The 17,123-nt window shown below is 71.8% G+C and carries 14 protein-coding genes and 1 pseudogene; 6 read left to right on the forward strand and 9 right to left on the reverse strand.

Annotation, left to right across the window (positions count from 1 at the left end):
* Positions 1-140 precede the first annotated feature (140 nt).
* Together F8271_RS02195 and F8271_RS02200 are read left to right on the forward strand one after the other, a co-directional pair.
* Positions 141-815: a DNA polymerase beta superfamily protein gene (locus tag F8271_RS02195; protein WP_151487911.1), complete on the forward strand. Its 675-nt coding sequence runs from the start codon at positions 141-143 to the stop codon at positions 813-815.
* A pseudogene (locus F8271_RS02200) lies at positions 812-1,380 on the forward strand (DNA polymerase beta superfamily protein). Before F8271_RS02195 ends, F8271_RS02200 begins: the two are co-directional and overlap by 4 nt.
* 77 nt (positions 1,381-1,457) lie before the next feature.
* Here the strand turns inward: F8271_RS02200 and F8271_RS02205 are convergent.
* Positions 1,458-4,988 carry a tetratricopeptide repeat protein gene (locus tag F8271_RS02205; protein ID WP_151487912.1) on the reverse strand — a complete coding sequence of 1,177 codons (3,531 nt, stop codon included), beginning with the start codon at positions 4,986-4,988 and terminating at the stop codon, positions 1,458-1,460.
* An 86-nt stretch (positions 4,989-5,074) separates the two neighbouring features.
* On the opposite strand from F8271_RS02205, the gene F8271_RS02210 reads away from it, so the two are divergent.
* Genes F8271_RS02210 through F8271_RS02220 form a run of 3 tightly spaced genes read left to right on the forward strand, consistent with a single transcriptional unit; the run spans position 5,075 to position 7,385 of the window.
* Positions 5,075-5,524 carry a hypothetical protein gene (locus F8271_RS02210; protein WP_151487913.1) on the forward strand — a complete coding sequence of 150 codons (450 nt, stop codon included), beginning with the start codon at positions 5,075-5,077 and terminating at the stop codon, positions 5,522-5,524.
* Between the two features lie 59 nt (positions 5,525-5,583).
* Positions 5,584-6,726: a sensor histidine kinase gene (locus F8271_RS02215; RefSeq protein ID WP_151487914.1), complete on the forward strand. Its 1,143-nt coding sequence runs from the start codon at positions 5,584-5,586 to the stop codon at positions 6,724-6,726.
* Positions 6,723-7,385 (forward strand): response regulator transcription factor, encoded by a 663-nt coding sequence (locus F8271_RS02220; protein ID WP_151487915.1) that lies wholly within the window; start codon positions 6,723-6,725, stop codon positions 7,383-7,385. The genes F8271_RS02215 and F8271_RS02220 overlap by 4 nt, the downstream gene beginning before the upstream one ends.
* A gap of 23 nt (positions 7,386-7,408) precedes the next feature.
* On the opposite strand, the gene F8271_RS02225 is transcribed toward F8271_RS02220, so the two are convergent.
* The 6 genes from F8271_RS02225 to F8271_RS02250 form a co-directional block, all read right to left on the reverse strand.
* On the reverse strand, positions 7,409-7,744 hold the full coding sequence (locus F8271_RS02225) for a DUF6223 family protein (RefSeq protein ID WP_151487916.1): 336 nt from the start codon (positions 7,742-7,744) through the stop codon (positions 7,409-7,411).
* Between the two features lie 202 nt (positions 7,745-7,946).
* Entirely contained in the window at positions 7,947-10,814 is a 2,868-nt protein-coding gene (locus tag F8271_RS02230) for a glycosyl hydrolase (RefSeq protein ID WP_151487917.1), read from the reverse strand.
* Positions 10,815-10,989: 175 nt separating this feature from the next.
* A complete protein-coding gene (locus F8271_RS02235; RefSeq protein WP_225854116.1) occupies positions 10,990-12,378 on the reverse strand; it encodes a serine hydrolase in 1,389 nt (462 codons plus the stop codon).
* Positions 12,379-12,447: 69 nt separating this feature from the next.
* Entirely contained in the window at positions 12,448-13,269 is an 822-nt protein-coding gene (locus F8271_RS02240) for a PIG-L family deacetylase (protein WP_151487918.1), read from the reverse strand.
* A gap of 57 nt (positions 13,270-13,326) precedes the next feature.
* A complete protein-coding gene (locus F8271_RS02245; protein ID WP_151487919.1) occupies positions 13,327-13,689 on the reverse strand; it encodes a transcriptional regulator in 363 nt (120 codons plus the stop codon).
* The gene (locus tag F8271_RS02250) at positions 13,682-14,137 is read right to left on the reverse strand and encodes a hypothetical protein (RefSeq protein ID WP_151487920.1); all 456 of its coding nucleotides are present in this window, start codon (positions 14,135-14,137) and stop codon (positions 13,682-13,684) included. The genes F8271_RS02245 and F8271_RS02250 overlap by 8 nt, the downstream gene beginning before the upstream one ends.
* Positions 14,138-14,416: 279 nt before the next feature.
* Here F8271_RS02250 and F8271_RS02255 point away from each other — a divergent pair, with 279 nt between their 5' ends.
* Complete coding sequence (locus F8271_RS02255; RefSeq protein ID WP_151487921.1) at positions 14,417-15,310, forward strand: alpha/beta fold hydrolase; 894 nt, start codon at positions 14,417-14,419, stop codon at positions 15,308-15,310.
* A 2-nt stretch (positions 15,311-15,312) separates the two neighbouring features.
* On the opposite strand, the gene prfH is transcribed toward F8271_RS02255, so the two are convergent.
* Positions 15,313-15,933, reverse strand: coding sequence for a peptide chain release factor H (gene prfH, locus F8271_RS02260; RefSeq protein ID WP_151487922.1), 621 nt, complete (start codon positions 15,931-15,933; stop codon positions 15,313-15,315).
* Positions 15,930-17,096: an RNA ligase RtcB family protein gene (locus F8271_RS02265; RefSeq protein WP_151487923.1), complete on the reverse strand. Its 1,167-nt coding sequence runs from the start codon at positions 17,094-17,096 to the stop codon at positions 15,930-15,932. The genes prfH and F8271_RS02265 overlap by 4 nt, the downstream gene beginning before the upstream one ends.
* Positions 17,097-17,123: the final 27 nt, after the last annotated feature.

The raw sequence follows: 17,123 nt of genomic DNA on the forward strand, positions 1-17,123 counted from the left end.
GCCGGCTACCTGGGAAAAGGCTAGGCCCGGCGGCTCTCGGTCGCTTCTTGATTCCTGATCGATCACCGGCCGACCGTCGGCGGCCGGCCCGCCGAAAATGCGCACCCGGGCGGGGCCGTGGATGCGTAGTGTTGCCGGTCGTGATGGATCTTGTGGAGCGGCACACCGTCCTCGCCGTCGTGGTGGGTTCGCGGGCGTACGGGCTGGAGGGCCCGGGCTCCGACGTCGACCGGCGCGGCGTGTACGTCGCCCCGACCCGCGCGTTCTGGCACCTCGACAAGCCGCCCACCCACCTGGACGGGCCGGCGCCGGAACAGTTCTCCTGGGAGTTCGAGCGGTTCTGCGCGCTGGCGTTGCAGGGCAACCCGACAGTGCTGGAGGCGCTCTGGTCCCCGCTGATCGAGTCGGTCACCGCGGACGGGGACCTGCTGCTCGCGCAGCGGCAGGCGTTCCTGTCCCAGCGGCTCGCCCAGACCTACGGCGGTTACGCCCGGGACCAGCTCGACCGGGTGGCCGCACGCCGCGAGCGTACCGGCGAGATCAATCACAAGCAGGCCATGCACATGCTCCGGCTGCTGACCGCCGGGGCGCACGCCCTGCGCACCGGGAAGATCCTGGTCGACGTGCGGCACCTGCGCGACAAGCTGCTCGCGGTGCGGCGGGGCGACCTGGCCTGGACGGCGGTGACCGCCTGGGCCGCGGACCTGTTCGCCGACCTGTCCGACGCCGCCGCCGACAGCATCCTGCCCGAACAACCCGACCGGGACGCCGTGGATCGGCTGCTCGCCGTCGTACGAGAAAGGAACCTGCGGTGACCCTCGACGTGCCGCCGTGGGCCGCGGAGGTCGCCCGCGGGCTGCCCCGCCCCCTGCTGTTCGCCGCGGTCAGCGGCGCGCACCTGTACGGGTTCGCGTCCGTCGACTCGGACCTGGACCTGCGCGCCGCGCACCTGCTGGCGCCGGCGGAGGTCGTCGGTCTGCGCACCGGACCGCAGACGCTGCAACACACCGGCGTGCGCGACGGCGTGGAACTGGACGTGGTCAGTCACGATCTGCTGAAGTTCGCCACCCTGCTGAACAGCCGCAACGGGTACGTCCTGGAGCAGTTGCTGTCCCCAACCTGATGCGCACCGGCCACCTGGAGACGGACCTCAACGTGCTCGGGACCGGTCTGGCATACGTGCCGGACCTCATCGCCGCCAAACGGGAGGCCGAGCACGGGCCGTTCCCCGCGGGCGCCGCGCAGCGACTCGCCGTCGACGTACCCCGACTCCGCGCCGAGCTGGAGGCGGCCCGGGACGCCTCGACGCTGCCCGAGCACGCCGACCCGGCGGCCGTGGCCGCGCTGCACGACCTGGTCGTCCGTACCCGCCTGGGCTGAGCTCGCGTACAGCCCTGGTCGGTCGAGGTCCGAGCAGGGCTGTGCGGTGCTCGCTGTCCGCCTCGGCCGATCGGTGCTCAGATCGTCCAGATCTTCGTCGGACCGGCGCGGGGATGATCCGGTGAGTCATCGCTACGGAGCTGGTAGAGGGTGGCAGCGGTGCCGCGGGTGCCCGGATGGTCCTCGCCCAGCACCCGTTCCTGGTCGGTGAGGAGCTGCTCCAGCAGCCGGATCGCCTCGTCCGGGCGGTTGGCGGCGGCGAGGACGAGCGCGAGAGCGCTGCGGGTGCCGAGCGTGTCGGGGTGATCGTCGCCGAGGACCCGGCGACGGTCGGCGAGCACGCGATGAAGTTCGGTGGCCGCCTCGTCGAGCCGCCCCAGCCGCTGCAGGATGTACGTGAGGTTGTGTCGCGTGGCGAGCGTCGCCGGGTGGTCGTCGCCGAGGACCCGGCGGCGGTCGGCGAGGACCTGCTCGAGCAGGGTGAACGCCTCAGGCAGCCGCCCCTCGTCGGCGATCGCGAGGGCCAGGTTGTTGCGGGACGCGAGCGTGTCCGGATGGTCCTCGCCGAGCACCCGGCGGGATGCGGTGAACACCCGTAGCAGCAGCTCGATCGCCTGTTCGGCGCGGCCGGCCGACTGGTACGCGCGGGCCAGGTTGTTCTGCGAGGCGAGCGTGTCCGGATGCTCGTCGCCGAGCATCCGCCGGTAGACGGAGAGGACGTGCTCGTGCAGGACGATCGCCTCGTCGACCCGCCCCGCCGTCTGGTAGGCCGAGGCCAGGTTGTGCCGGGAGGTCAGCGTGTCCGGGTGCTCGTCGCCGAGCATCCGGCGCCGCCCGGCGACGACCTGCTCGAAGTGGGTGATCGCGGCCGGAACCTGCCCTTGGAACAGCCGGTACGTGGCCGCCTGCTCCACCGCGTACAGCAGGTCGGGGGTGAGGCGCAGAGGTCCCGAGTTGTCGAGCAGCGCGTCGATGTGCGGCAGCAGGAGGTTCCAGCGTGGCCATCCGGCCACGTTGGCGATCGGGTCGGCCGGGATCGCGGACCGTAGGACCGTCGCGGCGAGCGCGGCCGCCCCGGCATCGTCCTCGCCGGACGTCTGCTCCGAGCGGGCGACAGCCTGCACGAGGCGATGCGAGCTGACCAGGCCGTCGGCGCGGTTCACCAGGCTGTACGAGGCCAGCAGCGCCAACGCGTCCCCGAGCGCCGGCCCGGATCGCGTCAACGGCAGCAGGACATCCTCGGGCAACGCGTCGGGCGCCAGCCAGGCGAGCACGCCCCACACCTGGCTGGCCAACGGTGACCGGACCGTCACCGCGCCCATGCTGACCCGCCACACCTGGGCGGCGGTTCGACCCCGCGAACCGCCCTCGCCGGCGTCCGCGGTCACCGTGCCGAACCGGTGAGTCAACAGGTCGTGGTAGTCGTCGAAGCTCATGCCGGCGTGCTGGCCGAGGTAGGCGGCCGCCTGCTCCAGCGCCAACGGATGCCCGCCCAGTTCGTCGGCGAGCCGTCCGGCGCCGTGCTCGTCGTCCAGGCCGGTCAGTCGGGTGAGCATCCGTACGCTCGCCGCACGGTCCAGCGCGTCGAGTCGCACCGAGGTCAGGCCGAGTCGTGCCCACCGGGCCACACCGAGACTGCGGCGGGTGGTGATCACCACCTCGCCCCGGCCGGTGAGCTGGCCGAGCAGCGGCTCCACATCGGTGACGTCCTGGACGTCGTCGAGGATCAGCAGCCAGTCGCGGTTGTTCTGCAACCAGTCCACGGCCCACACCTGCGCGTCGGCGAGTGTCCCGACCGGATGCAGCCGGGTGCTCATCGCCGCGAGGCCCAGGTCGATGTTCTGCGGTGTGTCGGCGGTAATCCACCAGACCACCCGGTACCGGTCGCGAAACGTGTGCGCGTACCGCAGAGCGAGTTCGGTCTTGCCGATGCCGGCGAGTCCGTACACCGCCGCTCGGCCGACAACCGAGTTGCCTCCGGCCCGGAGCAACGCCTCGGCGAGCACTCCGACGTTGCGGCCCTCGAACACGGCCGAGCCGAGTGGCAGATTGTCCACCAACGCCTGCGGGGAGTCGTGTGTCAGCGGCGCGCGGGGAAAGATCGTGACGGTGACGGCCTCCCCGGAGCGCACCACGACCGGTTCGGCGGAGCCGTGCTGGTGGCAGTCACGGACGGCTCGCGGAATTCCGGCGCCCTCGCTCTCCACCAGCTTGTTCCAGCTCAGCACGTGAGCCAGCCAGAAGTTGCGTTGGCGCGACTCGCCGCGCAGCTCACTGAGCGGCTGTCGCTCGCCGTCGGCCAGGTCGGCGCCGCTCCAGACGCCCGGACTGGTCACCTCGATGCGGTCGGAGAAGACCCGGACGTGCACGCACATCTCACGATGCTGATAGTCGCGGTGCACGAGCGCGTTGGCGATGATCTCCCGGACGGCGATCATCGGGTAGCGGTACACCCGCTCGGTGACCGCCCCGTCCGCGGTCGGCGCCTCACCGAGTTGGGCGAGGTCGGCAACGAAGTCGCGTGCCTGCGTGATCTGCTCGGGGATCGTCCCACCCAGGGTGCGCTTGTCCATCGGCGCGTCCTTACCCGGACCGTGGAAATGGGTGCACTGGACGGTGGCGGTGGGCACCACGGCGGTCGGGTCCTCGCCGAACAACAGCGCGCCGGCCCTGGTCAGGCGGCCCTCGCGCATCAACAGGGCGGCCCGCATGAAGTCGGCCGCGGACCCTCGACGCGGCACCGGTCGGCCCACGTCCCTACGCATGGCCGACCGGAAGCGGCTGACCCGCCGCGGGCTGAGGACGGTGGCGGAGGTCGTGCCGTCCAGGAACGGGTGATCCGCCTCGTCGGCAGACGCCGAGAGGCTGCCGGACGACAGTCGCTGTTCCGGAATCTCGTCGGCCGCCGGCACGGGTCTGCGGGCGATCGGCACGTTGCCGAACCCGTCGAACCGGTGCCGAGGCTCCGACGAGCCGTGCAATGCGCCCTGCAGGTACGCGTACAGGTCCGCGAGGTCGACGGCGCCGTCGCCGTCCTTGTCGTCGGCGCCGTGCAGCAGCCCGTTCACCAACGCGCTCGTGAACGGGCTCGGCAGGTCGTCACCATCGGCGTCGGCGGCCGACTCGAACGCGGCGGTGGCGGTGAGGACAAACCGGCCCTTGCCTGCCAACAGCCGCTCAACCGCGACCGGTCCCTTGAACGCGCCGCTGTGACAGCAGTCCAGGACGATCACCTTGGCGCGGGCCACCGAGTCGCCGATGATGTCGTTGAGCGTGTCGTTGGAGACCGCGGTGCCGGGCAGTAGACCGGCCACGGTGTCCCGGGCGCAGAGGTACAGCTTCTGGTTGCGGCTGCGGCCGTGCCCGCTGAAGTAGAAGAGAACCACGTCGTCCGGCTCGGCGTCGCTGAAGAACCGGTTGGCGGCCTCCGCGATCTCGCTGCGGGACGCGTCGAAGAGGATCGTCACCTGTGCGGTGGCGAACATGCCCATCTCGTCGTCGGTCAACGCGGCACCCAGCAGTCGGCCATCGGTACGTGGGCCGTGCAGGGAGTGCAGCCTCGGGTCGGCCTCGTACACGGAGTTGCAGACGAGAAGTGCCCGGTACATCGGCGGCTCCCGGCTCGCGGTTTTCCGACGAGGTCTTACCCTACGGCTACCGGCAGAGCACCGCCGTCAGTCTGGAGGCTCCTCTCGTGCCAGCTAACCGGATCATGCTGCTCCCCGCACTCTCCACGCTCACGCCCGCGGACGAGCCGCTGCAGGCGGCGACCGCCGAGCTGGTCGCCGACCTGCGCGAGGTCGACGGTCTGCGGGTGACCGAGGAGGACACCCCGGCGGTGGGGCAGAAGGGACAGTGGACGGACCTGGTGATCGCGCTCGGCGGACCGAGTGTGGTGGCGGGTGCGGTGACGGTCTTCCGGCTGTGGCTCGGCCGTGACCGGCGCCGGTCGCTCACGCTCACCGCGTGGCGGGCCGGTGCGGACCCGTTGCGGATCGAGATCAGTGGCGACAACGTCGCGGAGCGGACCGTACACGAGGCCGTCCAGCGGTTGCTCGGCGCGACGGACCCGGCGGTGGGCACCTCGCCGGACGACCCGGACGCCGACCCGGACCGGTCGGCCCCGCCGGCGATCACACCCTGACGGCGAGACCTCGGTTCGGCCCTTATCGGGTCCGGCCGTCGACGGCTAGGCTTCGGCGTATGTCCAGCTCGCGATGGCAGGGCCGGGCTGCGAACGTGGCCGTGGTGTTCGTGGTCGGCCTGGTCGCGCTCGTCGGCCTGCTGGTGCAGTCGGAGGGCGTCGACACCACCGCCGACCGGTTGGCGTTGCTGGTCGTGCTGGTCTCGTCCGGTGCGCTGTACCTGCGCCGCCGCCATCCGGTGTGGGTGGGTGTGGCGGCGCTGGCGGCCGTCGGCGCGTACGGTGCGTTGCTGCACCGGCCGGGACCGATCATGCTGGTCTTCGTCGTGGCGCTCTACACCGTGGTCGACGAGGGTCATCTCGCGGTGGCGATCGGGCTCGGGTCCGCCTCGGTGGTCGCCTTCGCCGTCGCGGACGGCGCCGGGCGGGCCGGGCCGACCTCCAACGGGGCGACGCTGCTGCACGCCGGGTGGCTCGTCGCGGTCATCGTCGGTGTCACCCGCAACCGCCGGGCGTACGTCGCGGAGGCGCGGGCCCGGGTGTTCGAGGCGGAACAGGGCATGCGGGAGGAGGCCCGTCGCCGGGCCACCGAGGAGCGGCTGCGCATCGCGCGTGAGGTGCACGACGCGCTCGGCCACCACCTCTCGCTGATCAACGTGCAGGCGAGCGCCGCGCTGCACCGTCCGGATCCCGCCCGGTCCGTGCAGGCGCTCACCGCGATCAAGCAGACGAGCAAGGAGACCCTGCGCGAGTTGCGCGCGACACTGGACGTCCTGCGGCAGGAGAGCGAGACACCCGCCGCGGTGCCCGGCCTGAACCGTCTCGACGAGTTGGTGAGCGTGGCCGCAGGGTCCGGGTTGACGATCCAGGTCGAGGTGACCGAGACCCGGCCGTTGCCGCCGGAGGTCGACCTGGCGGTGTACCGGATCGTCCAGGAGGCGCTCACCAACGTGGCCCGGCACGCGGACGCGTCCGCCGCGCTGGTCCGGGTCCGACCCGATGGGGACGACGTGCTGGTCGAGGTCGACGACGACGGCAGCGGCTCAGCCGGGCCGCCCGGCAACGGGATCCTCGGCATGGGTGAGCGGGCCCGGTCGTTGGGCGGATCGCTGACCGCGTGCCCGGACCCGGACGGCGGCTTCCGGGTGCGCGCCCGCCTTCCGCTGCGCCGCGGCACCGTACCGGCGGGGGTGCCGGCGTGATCCGGGTCCTGCTCGCCGACGACCAGACCCTGGTGCGCGCCGGGTTCCGGTCGATCCTGGAGGGTGAGGACGGCATCGAGGTGGTCGGTGAGGCCGCCGACGGCGCCGAGGCGGTGCGGCAGGCCCGGTGGGTGCGCCCGGACGTCGTCCTCATGGACATCCGGATGCCCGGGCTGGACGGCCTGGCGGCGACCCGCGAGATCGTCGCGAGTTCCGACATTCGCGTGATCATCTTGACGACGTTCGACCTGGACGACTACGTCTACGGCGCGCTGCGCGCCGGCGCGAGTGGGTTTCTGGTGAAGGACACCGAGCCGGCGGAGTTGATCCACGGGGTGCGGGTGGTGGCCCGGGGCGACGCGCTGATCGCACCGTCGATCACCCGCCGGCTGATCTCCGAGTTCGCCGCCCGGGTCCGGCATCCGGACCCGGGCCCGCGGTTGAGCGCGCTCACCGACCGGGAACGCGAGGTCATGGCGCTGGTCGCGGCCGGTCTGTCCAACGACGAGATCGCGGCACGGCTGGTGCTGAGCCCGGCCACCGCGAAGACGCACGTCAGCCGGATCATGACCAAGGCACAGGTCCGCGACCGGGCCCAGTTGGTGATCCTCGCGTACGAGTCGGGGCTGACCGTTCCCGGTTGGCTCACCCGGGACTGACCGCGACCTCGCCGCGGGGGCGGTCAGCCGGCGCGGCGGGCGCGGGCCAACGCCAGCCCGCCGAGCACGATGCCGACCGACCCGACCCCCAGGGCCACGAAGGCGCCGCCTCGACCGTTGCCGGTGCCGATGCCACTGTCGGAGGTCGCCACGACGAGGCCACCGAGGGCGACGCCGACCAGCCCCGCCGTCAGGGCCACGACGGCTCGGAGCCGCGCGTTGCCGGTGCCGGTGCGGGCCAACGCGAGCCCGCCGATGATCACGCCGGCCAGGCCCAGCACGGCGGCCACGGAGGCGCCGAGACGTCCGGCGCTCATGGTCGTGACGCTGGCGGCGGCGAGCAGGTGCGAGTCGTACATGGGGGTTTCCCTTCGCTCACGGACGGTGCCGGTGCAGCGTATGGAGCCGCGGGGTCACCGGTCGTCCGGCCGGAGTTGCCGAAGGGCGTACCACCGGGGTCGTACGCGTCCGACGCGACGCACCACCCCGGTTGTGTCGGTGGCCGCGAGCGAGCGCCGCCGCCGGCCGTACCTCGACCGGCGGCGGCGCGGGCGGGACCGATCAGGAGTACGGGAGCCGGAGCACCGACTGGTTGCCGACGCCCAGCGTGCTGGGGTTGTTGCCGATCGCCGACCAGACCTCCACCCGGACCGTGCCGTTGCTCAGCGTGCCCAACGAGCCGGTGGCCGAGGCGAGGCCGGCGTTCTGGGTGTAGTTCTCGTAGCCGGGGACCGGGTCGGTGGCGAAGTAGCGCCACGTCTCGGTCCGTTCCCAGCTGCCGTTGCCGGTCAGGTCGTAGGAGACCCGCACCTGCACGCCGTTACCGACCGCCGACCCGGCGTCCACGAACAGGTCGAACGTGGTCTGCGCGCCGGAGTAGGCGAGGTTGAGCCCGGTCGCGGTGAAGACCTGCGGGTTGGTGGGCGTACCGTCGTGGTTTCCGTTGGCGGCCGCGACCGTGGTCGTGGCCGCGCCACCGGCGGTGCCCAGACCACCGCCGGGCAGCAGGTACCGCGTCGGGCCGCCGGAGGACGGCGGCGGGTCGGTCGTCGGCGGCGGGTCCGTCGGCGTCGTCGGAGGGACGCCGCCGGCCGCGTTACCGCCACTCCAGGTGTACGCCCCGGTGGTGGCCGTCTTTCCGGCACCCACGGTGAGCGTGGTGCCGTTGGAGAACGTCACCGTGACCGGCGACGCGGTCGGGTTGGACGCCACGTAGGTGCGCGCGCCGTTGCGCGCGAAGACCGCCGACAGGGGGTGGTTGCCGGTGACCGTCGTGTCGACGGTGCCCAGCGCCGCGAGGTTGCGGATCCAGTGGAAGGTGTGTGCCCGGCTCTCCCCCTCCTCGGGTGTGTAGCCGGGGTTCGCCCGCAGGTTCGCCAGCGCCGCGTCGCCGTCGCCGAGGGCCTGGAACTGCCAGAGGATGTCCTGCCACACCGTCGGTTGCCCACCGTTGTTGCGGACGAGTTCGGCGTAGTTGGTCCGCACGTACGCCGGGTTGTTGCCCAGGTACAGGTGTCCGCCGGTGACGGGCAGCAGGTTGATGCCCTGGATCATCTCCGGCTCGCCGCTGAACCAGGTGGCGTACGCGCCGCCGTCGCCCCAGACCATGCCGACCGTCGAGTGCCCGAAGGCGGCGGGGAAGTTCTGGTCGCTGACGTCGAACCAGTACTCCTGGATGGCGGCGGCCTGCGTGGTGTAGAGGAAGACGCCGGCGTCGCGCACGGCGGTGTTGCCGGTGACCTGCCCCCACTGGATGAGGGCGTTGGCGAAGTTCATCCCCTCCGACGAGGACTCCTGGTTGTTGCCGGAGCCGAACGACCCGTGCCCGGACGCCCAGTCGTGCCCGGCGTAGATGTCGAAGTCACGCAGGTAGGGGAAGCGGGTGTCGTCGCGCCGGTAGTTGTTGGCGTCGCGGATCAGCAGGTCGACCATGCCGCCGTAGCGGCTGGTGGCGGCCCACGCCGGATCGAACTTGGCGAGCGTCGCCGCGGCGGCGATGTAGTAGCCGTAGTGGAAGTGGTGGTCGTTGAGCTCCTGGTCGGAGCCGTACGACGCCGGGTAGCCGATCAGGGTGCCCCAGTTGTTGTCGTAGTAGAAGACCTTGCTGGTCTTGCCGCTGGACGCGGTGAACCAGTCGGTGAGCGTGCTGCGGATGGCGTTCAGCGCGCTGTCGCGGGTCGTGGTGTCGTTGACCAGGTCGGCCACCTCGGCGAGGCGGGCGGCCCGGCCCAGGCCCTTGCCCGTCCAGTACGTGTCGCCGCCCCGCTGGTCCATCGGGTTCGAGCGGGCGGCGGCCAGGTGGCCGGTGAGGGTCGCCAGGTCGGCGCCGCTGCCGTCACCGACGGCCGGCAGTTCCGGCAGGACACCCTGGAACTTCATGGCGGTACGGAACTGGTTGATGCCGGTGAGCACCTTCATCCGGCCGCGTGCCGACGGGTAGGTCGGTGTGATCGGGGTGGACCCGCTCAGCGACTTCCACTGGTGCGGGTAGAGGCTGACCACCGTCTGCGTGGCGGTCCCCTCCCGGGCGGTGGTGGTGAACGCGTACGTGGTGGTCAGCCCGCTGGTCGCCGGGTTGTAGGCGGAGGACACCTGGGTGCCGGTGACGTGGGCGTGCGCGTACCGGCCGTAGGTGGTGGCCAGGTCGGCGCGTTCCGTGGCGCTCGACGTCGGGGGCAGGAGGGCGACGGAGAAGTAGCCCCGACCGGCCAGGGTGGACGTGATCCGGCCGGACGCCACGGTCCAGGTGGCGCCGCTGGGCGCGTACCCGACGTAGTCGTGGCCGTTGACCCGGAAGCCGATGGTGGCACCGCTGGTGGACCAGACCTCCGGGGTGCCGGCGGTGCTGATCTGCGCGTTCCCACCGGTGGTCTGGAAGTACGCGAAGGGCAGCCCGTGGCCGATGGTGGCGCGCATGGTGCGGGTGCCGTCGCTCCAGTAGGGGCTGACCGTCCAGTCGGTCCAACCATCGACCTTGACCAGTGGCGCGGCGAGCCCGGCCACGCCGACCCGGATGTCCTGGACGTACGGGTAGTGGTATTCGCCGACGCCGGTGGCGGTGCCGCTGATGGCGGGTGTGGAGTTGGCGGAGAAGCCGAGGCCGTCGGTGAAGGTGTCGTACGAGACGGGGTGGGCGTGCAGGGGCTCGCTGAAGGCACAGTCGGTGCGCTTCCAGAGCAGTGAGGACCACCAGTCGTTGGTGGGCACCGCGCCAGCGGGGGCGTTGGCGGTGGCGAACTGCCGGGGATTGGTGGACATCGGCCCGCAGCCGGAGGGGAGCGGGCCGACCGGCGTGGTGGTGTAGCTGCCGGCCCCGACGGGGGCCGCCTCGGCGGGGCCGCTGACGGGGATGGTGAGGCCGCCGACGACCAGGGCCAGGGCGGTGGTGACGGCCAGTGCCCATCGGCGGTGGGGGACGGGAGGTTTCATGGTGCCTCCATCGCGCGCCGGTGCCGGCGGGGGCCGGGATCGACGCCTGCGTCTGAATTGAGGAGAAGGTCTATCGAGAGAGCGCTCTCTCATCGGGCACGGTAATCGAACGCCGAGATCCCCGTCAATGTGTCCGGCCGGTTGCGTGCTGATGTCGCGATTTGCCGCCGGGCGGCTAACGGCGGGGCGGCGGCGGAGGCGTAGCCGCCCCGGGTCGGGCCGGTGGCCGCGTGCGCGGACCGGTCAGGTCATCCCAGCGGGCCAGCTCATTGGCCACGGCGACACGGACCGGGTCCGGGTTCGCCCAGCTCCAGTTGGGGTGCGCCCGGTTGGTGAGCAGGACGAGCACGCGTCTGCGGGCCGGGTCGACGAGCAGCGAGGTGCCGGTGAAGCCGGTGTGCCCGAAGGTGGTCGGACGACTGAGCCGGCCCATGAACCAGGGCTGGTTGAGCACCACGCCGAGACCGTGGTCGCTGCTGCGACCCGGTCGCTCGGGGTCGACGGCGGGCAGGCCGACGTTGGCGTTGGTCAGCATCCGCCGCACGGTGCTCTCGGCGAGGATCCGCTGCCCGCCGTAGACGCCGCCGTCGAGCAGGAGCTGACCGATGACGGCGACCTCCTGGGCGGTGCTGAAGACGCCGGCGTGCCCGGCGACGCCACCGAGGTGGTTGGCGACGTCGTCGTGCACGATCCCGCGCAGCAGCCCGCGCGACGAGCGGGCGTCGGTGGCCACCATCCGGGCGGCTCGTTCGGCGCTGCTGATCCAGGTGTTCGGCGTGAAGCCGGTCCACCGCAGGCCGAGCGGGTCGGCCAGGTTGGACTTCAGCGCCTGGTCGAGGGTCTGGCCGGTGACCTTCTCGACAAGCTTGCCGGCGACCATCAGGCCGACGCTGGAGTAGCGGTACACCCGGCCGGGCACGGCGCCACTGACCAGCGGGGTGGCCAGCACCGCCTTCCACCTCGCGGCGAGACTGCCGGAGCTGGTGCCGCTGGCGCCCACCGGCAGACCGCTCGTGTGCGTCAGGAGCATCGCCACGGTGACGGCCGACTTGCCGGTGCCGGTGAACTCGGGCAGATAGCTCACCACCGGCGCGTTCAGGTCGAGGCGACCCTTCTCCACCTGCTGCAGCACGAGGATCGACGTGTAGACCTTCGTGATCGACGCCAGGTCGAAGATCGAGTCGGGGCGCATCGGGACCCGCTGCGCGGCCGGCAGGAGCACCGGCCCCGCATCGAAGCGCAGTGCCTCACCGACGGTCGCCTGCGCGCTCGTCTGCCCGCCGGTGAGCTCCAGCGCCACCGCGCCCGCGTACGCCGGGTGCGAGGGATTCTGGCTGGTGGGTTGCAGGTGGACGGTGAGGAGGCCGGTCAGTCGCTGGCTGACCGTTCCCACCGTGCGACCCAGCGGGACGGCGCGCACGGCTCCACCCTGGCCGGCCGTGTCCGTCGACGGGGCCTGCCACGACCCGGCCTGCCCCGCCGGGGACTTCGCCTGGCAGCCGGTGAGCGCTGCGGCGGCGGCGGACAGCCCGAGGCCGAGCATCGAACGACGATGGATACGCACGGCAGGATCATGTCACCCGATCGGGCGTGACGACAGGGCTTACGCCCCCGCCACGACTCCCGCGCGACGTCAGCGGAGGCCGGCGAAGAGATCGTCCTCGGGCACCGGTGCGCCGGTGGTGTCCCGGACCCGTACGAACGTCTCCATGCCCATCAGCTCGGTGAACCGCTCCTGGCCCAGCTGGAGGAAGAAGATGTTCTCGGTCTGGCTGGCATGCGTCGCCAACGCCTCGAACTTCTGCGCGCCGTACGCACGTGTGTCCACCCAGGTGCTGATCTCGTCGTCGGGCAGACCGAGCTGCGGCTGCGGCTCGTCCGGCTCGGCCCACTCGACGCCCAGCTCCTGCATGATCTTGCCGAACTCCGCGAACGCCGTACGCGGCACGGTGGTCCAGTACACCTTGGCGGGGACGTCGGTCTTCGCGACGGCGGCCATCGTGATCCGGTGGGCCTGAATGTGGTCCGGGTGGCCGTAGAAGCCGTTCTCGTCGTAGGTGACGACGACGTCCGGACGGTACTGCCGGATCAGCTCCGCCAACCGGTCCGCCGCCTCGTCCACCGGTGTGGTCCAGAACGAGCCGGGCAGGTCGTTGGTCGGCCAACCCATCATCCCGGAATCGGCGTACCCGAGCGTCTCCAGGTGCGTGACCTTCAACGCCGCGCAGCTGGCCTCCAGCTCGGCCTGGCGCATCGTCACGACGGCGGCCGGATCGTGGCCCGGATCGCCGGGCTTCACACCGCCCGGGCCGTCACCACACCGCCCGTCGGTGCAGGTCACGAGCACCGTCGTGACCCCCTCCGCCGCGTAGCGGGCCAGGACGCCGCCGGTGCTCGTCGCCTCGTCGTCGGGGTGGGCGTGCACCGCCATCAGGGTCAGGGATTGTTCAGCCATGCCGTCAGCCTACGAGGATCGGTCGGGGGTCGGTGGCCGCCAGCACCACCGGGGCGGTCAGGTGTCGTCCGGGTCGCTGTCGAGGTGCGGCCCGTTAGCGCCGCGCAACCGGTCGACCAGCTGCTCCAGGGCCGTGATCTCGGCGTGCAGCGCCACCCGGCCCTCCCGCGTCAGTCGCAACCAGGTGGCGGGCCGGCGGCCCTCGTACCCCTTGATCACCTGGAGCAGGTTCGCCTGCTCCAGGATCCGCAGATGCCTGTTGAGGTTGCCGTCGGTCAGGCTCAGCTCGTCGCGCAGGGTGGAGAACCGGCACTCCCGCGCCTCGCTGAGCATGGTCAGGATTGCCAGCCGTACGCGCTGGTGCACGGTGTCGTTCAGCGCGAGCGCCGGATGAGGCGGTGGTGACGGGGCGTCAGCCATGGTGGGCGGTCCGCCAGCTCTGCCAACCACGCACCGCCGCGAAGGCGATCAGTGGCAGGGCCATCAGGATGAGCCAGAAGCCCGGCCGCCAGTCGAGCTGGCCGCCGAACGAGTACGACCCGTCCAGCGCTGCGGCGAGGTCACCCGCGAGGACGTCGATGGCCCAGCCGGGCAGGCGGCCCATCGGGAACCACCCGCAGAGCCAGACCGTGAGGGCCGCTATCCATCCACCGGCGACCAGCAGACCTGTGCTGCGCTCGACCCAGCCGAGGGCCACCACCGCCGCCGCGATCGGCAGCAGCGGCGTCAGCAGGCCTGCCAGCCAGAAGTAGTCGGGATTCGTGACCAGGGTGTCGGCCAGCCGCTGTTCCTGTCGGGGCACGGCCGCGAGCACGGCCAGGAGGAGGAGAACGCCGAGGCCGGTGCCGACGAATGGCCGCCAGGCCACCCGCAGGCCCAGTGTGAGCGACCGCCGGTGATACCAGACGCCGATGGCGGCGAACAGCAGCGGCGTGCCGAGGAACCAGAACAGACAGGACGCGAGCGGGCTGCGTTGCTGATCGGGCAGGCCGGCCCAGAACGGGGAATCGGCGGAGATGCCCCCACACGGCCTCTCCTTGTCGGATCGCCCGACACGCTCGTCCGGACGCCCCTACGATCTGGGCTTGTCGAGGGCCGCGAAATCGCAGGCAGACACCGGGAAGAGCGCCGGAAGGGGACTGCGGGGATGGCACTGTTCGACGAGGTGAAGCAGGTCGACGCCGGCGTCCTGACCGTCGGATACGTGGAGGCCGGGCCGTCCGACGGCCCCGCCGTGATCCTCCTGCACGGCTGGCCGTACGACATCCACAGCTTCGTCGATGTCGTACCCCTGCTGGTGGATGCCGGCCACCGGGTGGTCGTGCCGTACCTGCGCGGCTACGGCACGACACGGTTCCGCTCCGCCGACACGATGCGAAACGGCGAGCCGGCGGCCATGGGCCTCGACCTGATCGCCCTCATGGACGCCCTGAGCATCGATACCGCGAAACTCGCCGGCTTCGACTGGGGTGCGCGCACGGCCGACGTGGTGGCCGCGCTGTGGCCCGAGCGCTGCCGGGGTCTGGTCTCGGTGAGCGGCTACCTGATCGACGGGCAGAAGTCGGGCACGGTGCCGCTGCCGCCGAAGGCCGAACTCTCCTGGTGGTACCAGTACTACTTCGCCACCGAGCGCGGCCGGAAGGGCTACGACACGAACCGGCGCGACTTCGCCAGACTGATCTGGCACACCGCCTCACCGAAGTGGACCTTCGACGACGCGACGTTCGAACGCAGCGCGGCGGCCTTCGACAATCCCGACCACGTCGACATCGTGATCCACAACTACCGGTGGCGGCCGGCCCTCGCCGACGGCGAGCCGCAGTACGACGAATGGGAGAAGCGTCTGGCGGCCAAGCCGAAGATCACGGTGCCCAGCATCTCCCTGGAAGGCGACGCCAACGGCGCGCCGCACCTGGACCCCGGCGTCTACGGCAAACAGTTCGCCGGGCAGTACGAGCACCGGACCGTCGGCGGCGGGGTCGGGCACAACCTTCCGCAGGAGGCGCCCCAGGCGTTCGCCGAGGCGGTGCTCGACGTCTGACCTCAGCGCGGAGCCGTCGGCCGTTCGACGCGCACGGGGTCGCCCCGGACCAGTTCGTCGTGGACGCGCCAGCGGGCGGTGACGACAGCGCGCCGGGCCGCCTCGTCGCCGTCCTCGACGCGCTGGCGCAGAAGGCGCAACGCGATGCGACGGTTGAGGCTGAACTGCCGCTCCTCGTCCACCACCACGACGATGCCCGACGGTCGGTGGGTCGCCCGTACCGCGGTGCTGGCCTTGTTCCGGTGCTGACCGCCGGGCCCACCGGTACGGCAGGCCACGATGTCGACGTCCGCCTCCGCGAACGGCGTGGGCGGGGCGTCGCTCTCGGGTGCCCGGGCGGTGACGTACCAGTTCTTCCGGCCGGTGCTCGCCCGGTACGGGCTGGGCGCCTGCCAGCACAGGGTGCCGGTCCACGAGGCGGCGAACGCCTCGGCGTGCGCGCCGGAGATCCGGATCAGCACCGACCGGTAGGTGCCGGGCCGCTCACCCGGCACGGCCTCGACCTGCTGAACCGTCAACCCCTGACGGTCGGCGTCGGTACGCAGACGGTGCAGCAGCCGGGCCACCGCCCACGCGCACTCCTGCGGCCCACGACCGGCGGACAGCAACAGGTACGTGCTCACGACCGGCCCCGCCCGCGCCGCCGGTCCCGCCGCTCGGGCCGGGGCACGGACCCCAGGTCGGGCGTCTTGTAGGTCACCAGGGGCGTCGTGCTGAGCACCGGAGTGGCCAGGTCGTGCGCGACGAGATCGGCGATCACCCGCTCGATGCGCTTGTACGCCGTCGGCGCCTCCTCGAAGAGCAACTGCCGGTCGCCGCACACCACCAGCGAGCCCACCGGCGTACGACGCAGCTCCTCGACCGTGTGCTTGGCCCGGCCCCGGCGCAGCGCGTCGGCGCGCGACATCTTGCGGCCCGCGCCGTGCGCCACCGAATGGTTGGCCTCCGCCCCGGCGTGGGCGGCCACGAGATAGGAGGCGGTGCCCCGGGTGCCGGCGATCAGCACGTCCCGGCCGTCGCCCGGCGCCGCTCCCTTACGGTGCAGGTAGATCCCGTCGCGGACCTCGACGAGGTTGTGGCACTGGTCGACGATCGGCTCGGTCGGCTCGGCTCCCAACGCGTGCGCAACCCGGGCCGCGAGCACCCGGCGGTTGAGCGATCCCCAGCGCACCGCGGCGTCGTGCAGCGCCAGGTAGGCGTCGGTGTCGACCGCCGGGCCCGCGCCGTGGACCTCGGTGTGCGTCCGCAGGATCCGCTCGCCCAGCCCACGCGAACCGCTGTGGACGATGAGCAGGAGCGCCCCGGCCTCCAGCCCGAGCCGGCTCGCGTGAGCCGAGTCGAGCACCGTGTCGACACGCGCCAGCTCGACGAAGTGGTTGCCCCGGCCGACCGTACCCAGCCCATCCAGGTGACCCGCCGGAACACTGCCCTGCACGACCGCCCAGGCCGGGTCGTCGGCGTCCCGCTGCGGGTCCAGCGCACGGTCGAGGTCGGGGAATCGCGTGGCGAGCCGTTCGGGTACGGCACGCTTGAGTCCGATGGGGAACACGGCGATGCCGCAGCCGATGTCGGAGCCCACCAGGTGTGGGTACAGCACGCTCGACGTCATGGCCGCGCCGATGGGAGCGCCCTTGCCGGGGTGCAGATCCGGCATCGCGGCAACGTGGAGCATGCCGTCGAGGGCGGCCACCTGCTGACACCGCGCGAGCGCTGCGGACTCGATCCAGCTCTCCGGCGAGGCGAACACGGTGACGGTGGCGGGCGTGGAGGAGTGGTCCTGAGACAAGGATGCTCACTTTTCGGGGCGAGAACG

The sequence above is a fragment of the Micromonospora sp. ALFpr18c genome, assembly GCF_008868155.1.
Taxonomy (GTDB): domain Bacteria; phylum Actinomycetota; class Actinomycetes; order Mycobacteriales; family Micromonosporaceae; genus Micromonospora.

Excerpts from the sequence above, each read along its gene's own strand:
- F8271_RS02205 (WP_151487912.1), bottom strand. The coding sequence starts at position 4,988 with ATGTACCGGGCACTTCTCGTCTGCAACTCCGTGTACGAGGCCGACCCG.
- F8271_RS02215 (WP_151487914.1), top strand. The coding sequence starts at position 5,584 with ATGTCCAGCTCGCGATGGCAGGGCCGGGCTGCGAACGTGGCCGTGGTG.
- F8271_RS02225 (WP_151487916.1), bottom strand. The coding sequence starts at position 7,744 with ATGTACGACTCGCACCTGCTCGCCGCCGCCAGCGTCACGACCATGAGC.
- F8271_RS02230 (WP_151487917.1), bottom strand. The coding sequence starts at position 10,814 with ATGAAACCTCCCGTCCCCCACCGCCGATGGGCACTGGCCGTCACCACC.
- F8271_RS02240 (WP_151487918.1), bottom strand. The coding sequence starts at position 13,269 with ATGGCTGAACAATCCCTGACCCTGATGGCGGTGCACGCCCACCCCGAC.
- F8271_RS02245 (WP_151487919.1), bottom strand. The coding sequence starts at position 13,689 with ATGGCTGACGCCCCGTCACCACCGCCTCATCCGGCGCTCGCGCTGAAC.
- F8271_RS02255 (WP_151487921.1), top strand. The coding sequence starts at position 14,417 with ATGGCACTGTTCGACGAGGTGAAGCAGGTCGACGCCGGCGTCCTGACC.